This window comes from Weizmannia sp. WK01 (genome assembly GCF_025905465.1).
Lineage (GTDB): Bacteria > Bacillota > Bacilli > Bacillales > Bacillaceae_C > Weizmannia > Weizmannia faecalis.
In genome coordinates this window covers 2,226,284-2,239,344 of record NZ_CP109616.1, presented here as the reverse complement: position 1 = coordinate 2,239,344, position 13,061 = coordinate 2,226,284, and the positions used below count along the sequence as shown (strand labels likewise).

The 13,061-nt window shown below is 50.6% G+C and carries 15 protein-coding genes; 12 read left to right on the top strand and 3 right to left on the bottom strand.

The features are described from left to right. The first annotated feature begins 4 nt into the window (after window positions 1-4). Window positions 5-850, top strand: coding sequence for a prephenate dehydratase (gene pheA, locus OF158_RS10725; protein WP_014097874.1), 846 nt, complete (start codon window positions 5-7; stop codon window positions 848-850). 127 nt (window positions 851-977) lie between these two features. Here pheA and OF158_RS10720 read toward each other — a convergent pair whose 3' ends face one another. After that, window positions 978-1,565 carry a transcription repressor NadR gene (locus tag OF158_RS10720; protein ID WP_225620895.1) on the bottom strand — a complete coding sequence of 196 codons (588 nt, stop codon included), beginning with the start codon at window positions 1,563-1,565 and terminating at the stop codon, window positions 978-980. 156 nt (window positions 1,566-1,721) lie between these two features. On the opposite strand from OF158_RS10720, the gene safA reads away from it, so the two are divergent. From safA to yajC, 9 genes are all read left to right on the top strand, one after another. Next, on the top strand, window positions 1,722-2,993 hold the full coding sequence (safA, locus tag OF158_RS17560; protein ID WP_035184506.1) for a SafA/ExsA family spore coat assembly protein: 1,272 nt from the start codon (window positions 1,722-1,724) through the stop codon (window positions 2,991-2,993). Further along, on the top strand, window positions 2,993-3,961 hold the full coding sequence (locus OF158_RS10710; protein WP_014097877.1) for an aminoglycoside phosphotransferase family protein: 969 nt from the start codon (window positions 2,993-2,995) through the stop codon (window positions 3,959-3,961). Before safA ends, OF158_RS10710 begins: the two co-directional genes overlap by 1 nt. A gap of 111 nt (window positions 3,962-4,072) precedes the next feature. Beyond that, window positions 4,073-4,792: a YebC/PmpR family DNA-binding transcriptional regulator gene (locus OF158_RS10705; protein ID WP_035184508.1), complete on the top strand. Its 720-nt coding sequence runs from the start codon at window positions 4,073-4,075 to the stop codon at window positions 4,790-4,792. Window positions 4,793-5,290: 498 nt separating this feature from the next. Beyond that, a complete protein-coding gene (gene ruvA / locus OF158_RS10700) occupies window positions 5,291-5,893 on the top strand; it encodes a Holliday junction branch migration protein RuvA (protein WP_035184511.1) in 603 nt (200 codons plus the stop codon). Window positions 5,894-5,909: 16 nt separating this feature from the next. Beyond that, a complete protein-coding gene (gene ruvB / locus OF158_RS10695; protein ID WP_017552653.1) occupies window positions 5,910-6,908 on the top strand; it encodes a Holliday junction branch migration DNA helicase RuvB in 999 nt (332 codons plus the stop codon). Beyond that, window positions 6,905-7,111, top strand: coding sequence for a DUF2905 domain-containing protein (locus tag OF158_RS10690; RefSeq protein ID WP_013859790.1), 207 nt, complete (start codon window positions 6,905-6,907; stop codon window positions 7,109-7,111). The genes ruvB and OF158_RS10690 overlap by 4 nt, the downstream gene beginning before the upstream one ends. A 35-nt stretch (window positions 7,112-7,146) precedes the next feature. After that, the gene (gene queA, locus OF158_RS10685) at window positions 7,147-8,175 is read left to right on the top strand and encodes a tRNA preQ1(34) S-adenosylmethionine ribosyltransferase-isomerase QueA (RefSeq protein WP_029141942.1); all 1,029 of its coding nucleotides are present in this window, start codon (window positions 7,147-7,149) and stop codon (window positions 8,173-8,175) included. Between the two features lie 17 nt (window positions 8,176-8,192). Beyond that, a complete protein-coding gene (tgt, locus tag OF158_RS10680; protein ID WP_035184513.1) occupies window positions 8,193-9,332 on the top strand; it encodes a tRNA guanosine(34) transglycosylase Tgt in 1,140 nt (379 codons plus the stop codon). 29 nt (window positions 9,333-9,361) lie between these two features. Continuing rightward, the gene (yajC, locus tag OF158_RS10675; RefSeq protein ID WP_014097884.1) at window positions 9,362-9,697 is read left to right on the top strand and encodes a preprotein translocase subunit YajC; all 336 of its coding nucleotides are present in this window, start codon (window positions 9,362-9,364) and stop codon (window positions 9,695-9,697) included. Window positions 9,698-9,728: 31 nt separating this feature from the next. Here yajC and OF158_RS10670 read toward each other — a convergent pair whose 3' ends face one another. Continuing rightward, a complete protein-coding gene (locus OF158_RS10670) occupies window positions 9,729-10,124 on the bottom strand; it encodes a TIGR04086 family membrane protein (protein WP_035184515.1) in 396 nt (131 codons plus the stop codon). Between the two features lie 142 nt (window positions 10,125-10,266). Between OF158_RS10670 and OF158_RS10665 the strand changes: the two genes are divergently transcribed. Then, a complete protein-coding gene (locus OF158_RS10665; RefSeq protein WP_035184518.1) occupies window positions 10,267-10,920 on the top strand; it encodes a DUF421 domain-containing protein in 654 nt (217 codons plus the stop codon). A 34-nt stretch (window positions 10,921-10,954) separates the two neighbouring features. On the opposite strand, the gene spoVB is transcribed toward OF158_RS10665, so the two are convergent. Continuing rightward, window positions 10,955-12,499 carry a stage V sporulation protein B gene (gene spoVB / locus OF158_RS10660; RefSeq protein WP_035184519.1) on the bottom strand — a complete coding sequence of 515 codons (1,545 nt, stop codon included), beginning with the start codon at window positions 12,497-12,499 and terminating at the stop codon, window positions 10,955-10,957. A 103-nt stretch (window positions 12,500-12,602) separates the two neighbouring features. Here spoVB and OF158_RS10655 point away from each other — a divergent pair, with 103 nt between their 5' ends. Further along, window positions 12,603-12,923 (top strand): post-transcriptional regulator, encoded by a 321-nt coding sequence (locus tag OF158_RS10655; RefSeq protein WP_017551048.1) that lies wholly within the window; start codon window positions 12,603-12,605, stop codon window positions 12,921-12,923. Window positions 12,924-13,061 lie beyond the last annotated feature (138 nt).

Here is a 13,061-nt window from a genome sequence, read left to right as displayed (position 1 = left end):
GGAAATGAAAGCAGCTTTTTTCGGGCCGGAAGCGACGTTTACCGATATCGCGGTCCAGTCAGTGTTCCCGGAGGCCAGCCGGGTTGCGTATCGGACGATTCCGGAATGTCTAGAAGCCGTGAAGACAAAACAGGTGGATATGGCGGTTGTTCCGCTTGAAAACGCCCTGGAAGGTTCGGTAAATTTAACGGTCGATTACTTGTATCATGAAGAACTGCCGCCGATACGCGCGGAAATCATTGTGCCGATCGAGCAGCATTTTATGGTTCATCCTGCAAATGCCGGCGCCTGGCGGGAAACGGAAAAAATCATTTCCCATTCCCATGCGCTTGCGCAGTGCCACCAGTTTCTGCGCCGGGAATTCCGGCATGCGGAAGTGGAAGCAATGGGCTCTACGGCCGCTGCTGCGAAATATGTAAGCGAACACCCGGAACTGAAATGGGGGGCGATCGCCAACGAAATGGCAGCGGAACTGTACGGTCTTGAAATTGTCAGGCGTGCAATCCATGATTATCCGTTTAACCATACGAGATTCATTGTCCTTTCAAATGAGGAGCTTCATATCGAAAAAACGCCTGATTTCCTGAAATCGACGATCATGGTCACATTGCCGACGGACAAGGCCGGATCACTGCACCAGGTGTTGTCTGCCTTTGCCTGGCGAAAGATTAACTTGAGCAAGCTTGAATCGCGGCCGTTAAAGACGGGGCTTGGAAACTACTTTTTTATGATTGACCTGAACCACTCCTTAGAAGAAAAGCTCGTCCGCTTTTCGCTTGAGGAAATCCACGCGCTCGGCTGCACCGTGAAAGAACTCGGGACCTATTATAGGTATATGGCGGATAAATGATGATCGCTTCTTCAAGAATGTTAGGATAAGCCCGGCTGGAACCCGGGCTTATTTTTTTTTTGCAAAACAAGCTTTAAACCCAGGTTTTTAGGCCGGATGGGTGATGAAAAAGAGCTGTCCTTTATGTTTAGGGCAGCTCTTTTTCATTTTCTGCAAATAAAATGCCAGCTTCTTTCAGCGCCTGTTCCGCTTCTTCAACCTGCCGCCCGCTTGCGGCTTCCACCGTATGCAAGTGGATGCCGCCTGTTAATTCGGATAAGTAGCTGGCATTTGTTTCTTCAATTTGGCGGATAAACCGGGCCACTTCTGCGCGGGTGGAGACCATGATCGAGGCGGTCAGATCGCCGTATACCGGATGCTCCACCTTGACATCTTTTACGGTCACCCCGTGGTCCACGAGCAAATTCAGCTCATCTGCGACCTGTTCGCGACTATGCATACAAACAAGCGTTTTCTCCACTTTGTTTTCCGCACCGGCGGGGTGTATGTACAAATATCCCTGGCTCGTTGCCAGGATCGGTTCGTTTTTCGCTTTCAGGAGCGTAATATCATTTACTATAATCTGCCGGCTCACATTTGTCCTTTTTGCCAGTTCCCCGCCCGTAATCGGCTCCCGGCTATTCTGCAGCCATTCGAGGATCAAATGCCGCCTTTCATCCCCAAGAATTTTTTTCTTCTCTGCCAACAGCGTTTCCCCCCATTCATTCGGCCTCATTCGGATTTTATCATACGAAGGCGCCGGGATGAAAGAATCAACCCTTTAAAGGGCATAAAGGACGCGGGACGTTCATAAGTTTTTATGTAAAATCAATCGCATTTTGCCCGGCACCACATAGAATGTATGGACTTAAGCCTTGAGGAGGGGAAATGTGTGAAAATCCATATCGTGCAAAAAGGCGATACGCTCTGGAAAATCGCCAAAAAATACGGCGCCGATTTTGACGAATTGAAAAAATTGAATGCGCAATTATCCAATCCGGAAATGATTATGCCCGGCATGAAAATTAAAGTTCCGACAACGGGCGGCATGGTAAAAAAAGAGACACATACAGGCCATGCAGGTTATACGGGCCACGCGGGTGCAAAAGAAATGCCGCTCGTGACCCATCCGTACGAGCAAATGCCTGAGGCCAAGATGCCCGTCGCAAAAGAAATGCCGGTACCAAAAGAGGTGCCAAAAGCGCCAGCACCGAAAGAAACACAGGTGAAAGAAAAAGTGGTTGAAAAAAAAGAAACGATTTATAAGCCGGTGATGCCGCAACCGGTCATTCCTGAAATTGACATCCATAATTACTATGTGACCAATATGGCTGAAATCGAAACCCATACAGCTGCACCGCCGCCGAAGCACCATGAAAGCGAATCGTCGGAAAGCGTGCACTACACCATGCCGGTAAAGGAAGAGTGCCCGGAAATGTATGTACCGTATAATCCGTGTCCGCCCGTGATGCCGGTATACGATTGCGGCTGCGGGGGAGGGGACATGCACGCCGGATTTTTCCCGCCTCCTTACAGCATGCCATATCCGCAAGTCCCATATCCGATGCCGTACCCAATGGCCTATCCGCAAATGCCGGCGATGGCCGCGCCAACAGGGTTCACGCAAATACCGGCGATGGCCGCGCCGGCAGGGTTTATGCCGCAGCAGCAGCCGGCATGGCATGAGGGGCAGCAAGTGATGCCAGGTTATGAATGGGAAGAAGAATCCTCTTCGTCTTCTCCTTATCCGTATGGCCCCGGTATGCAAGCGGGGGTTTCTGCGCAACATCCTGCCGCCGCGCCGCAATGGGGAGCGCAGCAGGCTCCTTTATACGGCGCTGCTTCAGAAAGCTCCGCCTATATGCCGCAGTACATGCCGCCGCAAACGATGCCGCAGTACGCCCCGTATCCGCCGCACCAGCAGCCATGCGGGTGCCAGGAGCAACCTTACGGCGGCGTGCAGGAACCGTACGGGATGGCGCCGCAACCGTACGGCATGCAGGAACCATTTGGTGGCATGCCGCAACCGCCATACGGGATGTCGCAACCACCATACGACATGCAGGAACCGTACGGGATGCAGGCCCCGTTCGGATATGACCGGGGCGAAAAAACGGACCAGCCGCAGGAAAAACGGGATCCTTCCGGCGAAGAAGAAAAATAATGGGCGGCCGGAGACAAGAGGGAGACGAAACCAAACGTCTCCTTCTTTATGCGGAAAACAGACTGCAGGAACCGATTGTTGACTGGCGCAGGTTGCGTGACCGGGTATGGCTTATCGGAACAAAGACAAAGAAAGTGATCATGAAGCAATATGGTTCCGATACGCGCCTTAAACGGCAAATGCTGCTTACATCGGAACTGCGGAAAAGCGGTTTCACCCAAACTTGCCGTTTTCTGGAAGATGACAACGACAGCCCCTTTCAAGGCAAAGCTTTTGGGTTTATGGCATACATTGAAGAAGACCCGGCCGGTTTTACCTTCGGGACGGAAGCAGACATCCACGCCGCTTTCCGCCTGTTAAAACAGTATCACGAAAAGACCGCGCACTTTCCGCAAGCCGTAAAAATGGAATTTCCGCGCTTTTTCCAGCTGAGAAAATGGCAGGCGCGGTACCGGACATTTCTGGAAAACAAAGAACAAATTGTCCGGTATTTGCCGGAAACGTATTTTGCCGCGTACGAAAGATGGGCAGCCGAGGCGTTAAACCGGCTTGAGAAAAAACAGCATTTGCTTCACCGTCCGCCGTATTGCATCACGCACGGTGATGTTGCCCACCATAATTTTTTGCGTGCGAAAAACGGGGAACTGTATTTGATTGATTTTGACCTTGCCCGCCTTGCCCCGGCCTGGACCGATGATCTCCAGTTTTGCAACCGGGTTTTGCCCGCTGCTTCATGGTCGCTTGCTGCTCTTGAAAAGTGGGGAATGCTGGACGGTGCGCCGGACAGGGAAACTTTTCTTGAGGCGCTCCTTTACCCGACGGATGTTTTAAGAGAGTGGAACCGGTTTGTTGGAAGCGGCAAAAAAGAAAAAGAGCAGTACTGGCCGCATCTTTCCCTGCTTTCCATCGGGCAATTCGGGGAACGCGCCCGCTTTCAAAAAGAAGTAAAAAGGCGTTTGCAAGCATAACGGAAAAACCTGGACGCTTACGGCCAGCATAATGCTTTTCATCCTCCTTTCGGGCGAGTATGGTATAGTAATAGGGGACTGTATCAGCGCTGTCAGAAAGGAGTGATGGCCATGTCCGGCCATTCCAAATGGAAAAATATTCAAGGCAGAAAAAATGCGCAAGATGCAAAGCGCGGAAAAATCTTTCAAAAACTGGCAAAGGAAATTTATGTAGCGGCGAAAAACGGGCCTGACCCGGAAGCGAACTCAAGCCTCCGCCTAGTCATTGAAAAGGCAAAGGCCGCCAATATGCCGAATGACAATATTAAACGCGCCATCGAGAAAGCAAGCGGCAGCCAAAACGCCGAACATTACGAGGAAATCACATATGAAGGGTACGGGCCGGGCGGCGTTGCCGTCATGGTCAAGGCTTTAACCGATAATAAAAACCGGACCGCTTCCAATGTCCGTGTTGCGTTTTCGCGCAACGGCGGAAATCTCGGCGAAAACGGATGCGTGTCTTTCCTGTTTGACCGCAAAGGCTATCTTGTCATTGAGCGGGAAGGGCTCGAGATAGATGAAGACGGAATGCTGCTTGCCGCGATTGAAGCAGGCGCCGAGGAAATGGAAACGAGCGATGAAGTGTTTGAAATTTATACAGATCCGGAGCAATTCATGGATGTGAAGAAGAACCTCGAGGAACAAGGCTTTACGTTTGCCCGAGCAGAAATTACCATGGTGCCGCAAAACACAATTGCTTTGGATGAAGCGCAAAAAGAAAAGATGGAGCGATTGCTGGACAGGCTGGAAGACGATGACGATGTCCAGGAAGTTTACCATAACGCCGAATGATAATGTCCCAGTCACTTTCCGCACCCGGTCCGGCCGGGTGCGGAAAGTGACTTTTTTGCAGCAAAGCCGGTTAGCCCTGTATCCAACCGGTTACACTGTGGAGAGGGCCCTTGCTGTTTTTAAACCGGCGCACTACGAGAGAGGACCATGCTGTTTTAGACCGGTGCACTGCGGAAAGGGGACCATGCCGTTTTTAAACCGGCTGCACTGTGGCTAAAGAATCGTGCCGTTAAAACCCGGACGATGGTTTCGGCTGGAAATCCGGGAAGGTCGTTAAGAGGCAGCGAGTATTCGAAAAAAAGTGAGCCCGGTATGCCACACGGACACGGATCTGTCTCCGGATGCCGGTTTCCTTCCGCCATGGAAACAGGAAAAGCGCCTCAGCTTTAGGAACCATCCGGCCGGAAAAAAAGGGCAAGACCGGACATTCGTTCCCAAAACGGTTGCGTTCTGTGGTACAATATGGGATAGCAAGTTTTTGAGGAGCGTGTGGGAAGGTTGTACGAATATATTAAAGGCATCATTGATTCCGTGAGCCCGGATTACGTTGTCGTGGAAAACGGGGGGATCGGCTACCGGCTGCTGGCGCCGAACCCGTATATTTTTTCAAAAAGCATCGGGCAGGAACGAAAAATTTTTACATACCAGCATGTGCGCGAAGATTTGATCGCGCTTTACGGTTTTGAAACGGCGGAAGAACGGGCGCTGTTTCAAAAGCTGCTTAATGTTTCCGGCATCGGGCCAAAAGGGGCGCTTGCCATTCTAGCGTACGGGCAGCCGCAGCAGGTCGTTGACGCCATTGAGAATGAAAATGAATCTTTCCTTGTCAAATTCCCCGGTGTCGGCAAAAAAACGGCAAGGCAGATGATTCTTGATCTGAAAGGAAAGCTGCAAGGCCTCGTACCGGAGATGCCGGACGAGGCAGGCGGGGAAAAAGCGGTGCCTGCATCCACCAACCAAAACCTCGAAGAAGCGGTGCTCGCTCTGGCGGCGCTCGGCTATTCGGAAAAAGAAATCGCGAAAGTGGTGCCTGAACTTCCGGAAGAAGTGCTTTCTGCGGATGAATATATTAAACTCGCTTTAAAAGCAATGGTAAAATAATGGAGGAGGGGAGAGCATGGAAGACCGCGTAGTTTCCGGCGAGGCAAACGAACAGGAAGTTTCCTTTGAAATGAGCCTCAGGCCGCAAACCCTTGCGCAATATATCGGCCAGGATGAAGTGAAGCATAATTTAGCCGTGTTTATTGAAGCGGCAAAAGGACGGCGCGAAACACTCGATCATGTGCTGCTTTACGGTCCGCCGGGGCTTGGCAAAACGACGCTTGCCGCCGTGATCGCAAACGAAATGGGCGCGAACATCCGGACGACTTCAGGGCCTGCCATCGAGCGGCCGGGCGATCTTGCCAGCGTGTTAACCGCGCTTGAACCGGGGGAAGTGCTGTTTATTGACGAAATCCACCGCCTGCCGAAAGCGATTGAAGAAGTGCTGTACCCGGCAATGGAAGACTTTTGCCTTGATATCGTAATCGGCAAAGGATCGGGTGCCCGCTCCATCCGCCTTGATTTGCCCCCGTTTACTTTGATCGGGGCGACGACAAGGGCTGGTTCGGTTTCAGCACCGCTGCGCGACCGGTTCGGGGTGATCAGCCGGCTCGAATATTATAACGAAGCGCAACTGGCGGAAATTGTGCTGCGGACAGCCGGCATCCTTGAGACGGCGATTGAGCCTGAGGGGGCGGCGGAAATTGCAAGGCGTTCGCGGGGCACGCCGCGGATTGCGAACCGGTTGTTAAGAAGGGTGCGCGACTTTGCCCAGGTCAAAGGAGACGGAAAGGTAACCCTTGAGATCGCCAATTATGCCCTTGAACTTTTGCAAGTTGACAAACGCGGGCTTGACCATATTGATCATAAACTGTTAAAAGCGATCATAGAGCGCTTCCGGGGCGGTCCTGTCGGGCTCGACACGATTGCGGCCAGCATCGGGGAAGAAAGGGAAACGATTGAAGATGTATATGAGCCGTATTTGCTGCAAATTGGCTTTTTGCAGCGAACGCCGCGCGGCAGGGTAGCGACCCCGCTTTGCTATGCGCATTTTCATATGGAGGTGCCGGAATGAGCGGATTTGGAAAAGTGCTGATGACGATCGCCGTGATTCTTTTTGCTCTCGGCCTGTTGTTGCAGTTTACGAAAATCGGCCGGCTGCCCGGCGATATCCTCATTAAAAAAGGGAACACAACCTTTTATTTTCCAATCGCAACATCGATCCTTTTAAGCGTGATCTTAAGTGTGTTATTATATATCATTGGACGGTTCAAGTAGCCGCAAATGGAATTCAAAACGAAGGGGAAGCAACAATGAAACTCGATTTATTTGATTATGACCTGCCGGAAGAGCTGATTGCCCAAACGCCTTTAAAAAACCGTTCGGACAGCCGGCTGATGGTGCTGGATAAAAAAACAGGGGAAATTGAACACAGCGTATTTAAAAACATTACGCAATACCTGCGCCCGGGGGACTGCCTTGTCCTGAACAATACAAAAGTATTGCCGGCAAGGCTGATCGGCATAAAAGACGAAACAGGCGCAAAAATTGAGGTGCTGCTTTTAAAACAGCTCGAAGGAGACCGGTGGGAAACCCTTGTCAAACCGGCAAAACGTGTGAAAACAGGGACGGTTGTCCGGTTTGGCGACGGAAAGCTTTCCGCCGTTTGTGCGGAGGAGCTGGACCATGGCGGCCGGGTAATGAAATTCCGGTACGAAGGGATTTTTTACGAAGTGCTGAATGAACTCGGAAAAATGCCGCTGCCGCCCTATATTAAAGAACAGCTCGAGGACCAGGACCGCTACCAGACCGTGTATGCAAAAGAACCGGGTTCTGCCGCTGCGCCGACGGCCGGGCTCCATTTCACGGAAGCGTTATTGAAAAAAATTGAAGCAATGGGCGTGAAAATAGTCTATATTACGCTCCATGTCGGCCTTGGCACCTTCCGTCCCGTCAATGAGGAAAATATTGAAAACCATGATATGCATGCGGAATTTTACCAGGTATCAGAAGAAGCGGCCCGCACGATTATGGAAGTAAAAGAAAACGGCGGCCGTGTGGTCTCTGTCGGCACCACCTCCACCCGCACACTTGAAACGGTGGCAAGCGCCCATGGTGGAAAAATTGCCGCCTCAAGCGGATGGACGGATATTTTTATTTATCCGGGTTATCAATATAAAGCAATTGATGCCCTGATCACCAATTTCCACCTGCCGAAGTCGACGCTTATTATGATGGTAAGCGCATTGGCAGGGAGGGAAAATATTTTGCATGCCTACGAGACGGCGGTAAAAGAAAAATACCGTTTCTTCAGTTTCGGGGATGCGATGCTGATTAAATAGTGGAAGGAGCGCATCACTTGGCTGCCATTACTTATGAACTGATCAAAACGGAAAAACATACAGGCGCCCGCCTCGGAAAACTCCATACGCCGCATGGCACCTATGATACCCCGATGTTCATGCCGGTCGGAACGCTCGCCACGGTGAAGACGATGTCGCCGGAAGAATTGAAAACAATGGGGGCCGGCACCATTTTGAGCAATACATATCATTTGTGGCTGCGCCCCGGGCATGATATTGTTAAAGAGGCAGGCGGGCTGCACAAATTTATGAACTGGGACCAGGCGATCCTGACCGATTCAGGCGGGTTCCAGGTCTTCAGCTTGAGCAAGATCCGGGACATTACGGAAGAAGGCGTCCATTTCCGGAACCATTTAAACGGGGACAAGCTGTTTTTGTCTCCGGAAAAATCAATGGAAATCCAGAATGCGCTCGGTTCCGATATCATGATGGCATTCGATGAGTGCCCGCCGTACCCTGCTTCTTATGAATATATGAAACAGTCGGTGGAAAGGACAGCGCGCTGGGCGGAACGCTGTCTCCGTGCGCATGCGCGCCCCGGTGTGCAGGGCTTGTTCGGGATCGTACAGGGTGGCGCGTATGAAGATTTGCGGCTTGAAAGCGCAAATGCCCTTGTGTCGCTCGGCTTCCCGGGCTATGCGATCGGCGGCCTGTCCGTCGGCGAGCCGAAGGACGTGATGAACCGGATGCTCGCATTTACAACACTGCTGCTTCCGTCGGACAAGCCGCGTTACTTGATGGGGGTCGGTTCGCCCGATTCTTTGATTGACGGCGCCATCCGCGGCATTGACATGTTTGACTGCGTGCTGCCAACCCGGATTGCAAGAAACGGCACGGTGATGACATCAGCCGGCCGGCTCGTTGTCAAAAACGCGCAGTACGCCCGCGATTTCCGCCCGCTAGATGAGCATTGCAACTGTTATACATGTCGGCACTATTCACGCGCTTACATCCGGCATTTGATTAAATGTGGCGAAACTTTCGGAATTCGTCTGACCACTTACCATAATTTATATTTTTTGTTAAAATTAATGGAAAATGTAAGGCAGGCGATCCGCGAAGACCGGCTGCTTGATTTCAGGGAAGAATTTTTTGAGCAATACGGATTTAACCGTCCGGATGCAAAAAATTTCTAATACAAGCAACTAAAGAAGGGAGGATTCAGATGGCGTGGGCTCAGTTACTGCCTTTGGTGATTCTGTTTGTCCTGTTTTATTTCCTGCTCATCAGGCCACAGCAAAAGAGGCAGAAAAACATCCAGCAGATGCAGAGCAATCTGGCGAAAGGGGACAAAATTGTCACCATCGGCGGCTTGCATGCAACCGTGGATTCGATTGATGAAAATAAAGTCGTCTTAAGATGCGACAACGGCACGCGGCTGACGTTTGACCGCTCGGCGATCCGTGAAGTAACGGAATCCGTTGCAGCGAAAAAAGCAAAAGTCGAAAGCCAGAAAGCAGACAAAACAGTGGCAGAAAAAAATGCCGGAGAAACGAAATAAAAAAAGCGCCGTGTAATGCGGCGCTTTTTTTTCAGGATTCCCGTGACCTTCCTGAGAAGAGGTTGACCCCTAAAATGCCCCCCATTGCGGCGGCAACAATATAGCAAGCATGGTAAATGGCTTGTTTCACCGTAAAGAGTTCATCATAACCAAGGTACTGGACGAGAAAAACAATCGCTGTGTAGAGGATCCCCGTCAAACTGCCGAGGAGCCACCCTTTCTTTTTTCCTTTTCCGCCGCCGACGAGCCCCCCGAGAAATAAACTGAAAAAAGAAATCATCGTGACCGCCGTATGCAAAGCATGCTCCGTCATATCCGAAAACCGCAGAATCAGTGAAATCACGAGGCTTGATATGGCAAGCAGGACAAAAATGACGCCCAGCCCGTAAACAAGGCCGATACTGTATTTTTGCGCTCCGATTTTCATTCTCCCCCTTTGACAAGCTTTTTCCTCAGTACAAGCATATGCCTGGAAACAGCAAAAAGAACCGGGCAAAAGATTTTTGAGAGTTTTTTAAGCATGCTGCGCATACTAAATACATGATTTTGACCGAACGGGGGGATTGGCGTTGGAAAATTTATTGATTATTTTTTTTCGGACACTTCTGATGTATTTTGCCATTCTTATTATTTTCCGGTTGATGGGAAAAAGGGAGATCGGCGAACTGAGCGTTTTGGATCTTGTTGTGTTTATCATGATCGGGGAGATGGCGGTCGTTGCCATTGAAAACCACAGTGAGCCCGTTGTAAATACCCTTTTGCCGATGGTTGTCCTGCTCGGCATCCAAATCGCGCTGGCGCTTTTCTCGCTCCGCAGCAACCGGATCCGCAAGCTGATTGACGGCAAGCCGAGCATTCTCATCAGTAAAGGAAAAATCGATGAAAAAGAAATGCGCAAGCAGCGTTACAATTTTGACGACCTTTTGATGCAGCTCCGTTCAAAAGATATTGACAATATTGCGGATGTGGAATTTGCGATTCTGGAAACTTCCGGGCAGCTGTCAGTGGTGAAAAAAAGCAAAAACAAAAACAAACCGGCATCCTATACGGAACCGCTCATTGTCGGAGGGAAAATCCAGCAAAACAATTTAAAGAAAAGCAACAAGACCGAAGCATGGCTGCGCAGCGAGCTGCAAAAAAGAGGGTACGGGGATATCAGCCGGATTTCGTTTTGCAGTTATCAGGATGGCGAGTTTTATATTGATCTGGATGATGTGCAATAAGCCCGGCCGGAACATGCAGGGCCTATTGCTCTTTTTATAGCCATTTATTCAGGATCGGAACATACATGAGATCGGACCGGCGGATCAATTTTGTCATCACAAGCAGCAGAGCATAAACAGCCACGGTCAAACAAATGCCCACTAAAAGCCGCAGGAAAGATGCGTCTTGCGCCATTATACCGGTGAACCACCAGTGCCCGAATGCGCCGGAAACGACCGAAACAGCCAGAAGCTTGGCCCAGTCATGGACATACAGGGTAAACTGGATTTTTTTCAAAACGGTTGCAAAATGAAGAAATGTCACAAGCACCATTCCCGCCATGATGCCGATCGCGGCGCCGTTGATCCCGAACTCCGGGCGGGAAGCAAGGACAAAAATGGTGCCCAGTTTCACGACGGCTCCGATGATGCTGTTGATCATCGCCGCTTTTGCCAGATCCATTGCCTGCAGTGCGGCCTGGAGCGGCGCCTGGCATGCCTGGAAAATAAAAAATGGCGCCATGATTTTGATAAACTGTGACCCGTTTGCCGTCCCGTACATCGCCTGCATGAGCGGTTCTGCAAAGACATACAGGATGACAACCGAAATGCCGCCGGTTAAAAGGGAAAAACGCAATGCCTGCTGGAGCCTGTGTTCAACAAGTCTGGCATTTTTCCGGGAATTTGCTTCGCTGATTGCGGGCACAAGGGCGGTTGACAAGGAAACCGTGACAAAAGACGGGAGCATCAACAGCGGCATCGCAAAGCCGGTTAAAGAACCGTACTGTTTTGTCGCAAGATGTGAAGCGACACCGGCAAGAGCAAGGCAGTGGGAGACGACAATCGGCTCGAGGAACCAGGAGAGATTGCCGATCAGCCGGCTCCAGACGGTCGGAACCGCCACGCGCATCAGTTCGTAAAACGTATCTTTCCCCGATTTTACGGCTTTGAAAAAATGTTTGCGGACGCGAATCTGCTTTTTCAGTTTAAACATCGTAAACATATAAAGAAGGGATGACAGTTCTCCCAATATCGATGCAAACATCACCCCTGCTGCCGCATATTCAATCCCGTACGGCAGAAGCAAATTGGCAAAAAATGCGATCAGCATAATCCGCACACTTTGCTCGATGACCTGCGAGACGGCATAAGGCTTCATGTTTTGCTTCCCCTGGAAATAGCCGCGCAATACAGCGGAAACCGCCACAATCGGGATAATCGGCGTGATGGCGGCAAGCGGGTAATAGACGCGCGGATCTGTGAATAAATGATCAGCCAGATACGGCGCGAGTAAAATCAGCCCGGGCGTAAAAACGGCCGACAGCGAAATGGTAACCGTTAGGGAGATGACAAGAATTTTTTTAATTTTCGCCCTGTCCCCGACCGCGTCTGCTTCGGCAATGCATTTCGAGATCGCGACCGGCAGCCCGAGCTGGGTTACCGTAATGACGAGCATTAAGGTCGGAAAAGCCATCTGATGGAGCCCGACACCCGTTTCCCCGAGCGACCGGGCAATGACAATCCGGTTGATAAAACCAAGCACCCTTGTTACAAAGCCTGCGGCGAGCAATATAATCGTTCCCCTTAAAAACTTGGACATTCTGTTAACCTGCCTTCTCAAATCCGCAATTTTCCTATACAATGATGTATATGCACGGTAATGGACAAGAATACATCAATGCCTAAGGAAAGGGGCAGAGCGTGTGAAGGACCGCCATCCTTATGAAAAATACTATAAAAAACTTGAACCTGCCGTAAAAAGCAAGGCGGAAGAACTGGCCGTCTTTGGCTACGGCGCGATTGAAGCGAGGGATGTCTGGGAATATTTAATCCGGAAAGTGTGGAAAAATCCGGATCCGGCGCATGTCCGTATGTATGCGCTTGTTTCCGACGTTTTATCGGTTAAGCCCGGCGATTTGATGAGTTTTAAAACCGTGGAAGCTTACCGTTCGCCAAACTGGTTTGCCGAGCTGGACGAAAAGGAGCTGGATGCGCTTTTTAACGGGGACAAGACGGAAGAATAAGCGGGCAAATAAGCAAAACCGGCTGCATGCGGAATAATAAGAAAAATTGACACGCTTTTTGCCCTGCATCATAATAGAAATGATTCACGGGCGCATGCATTTTTTGGCATGTGATATGTTTTGATTCGCTAGGAGGCT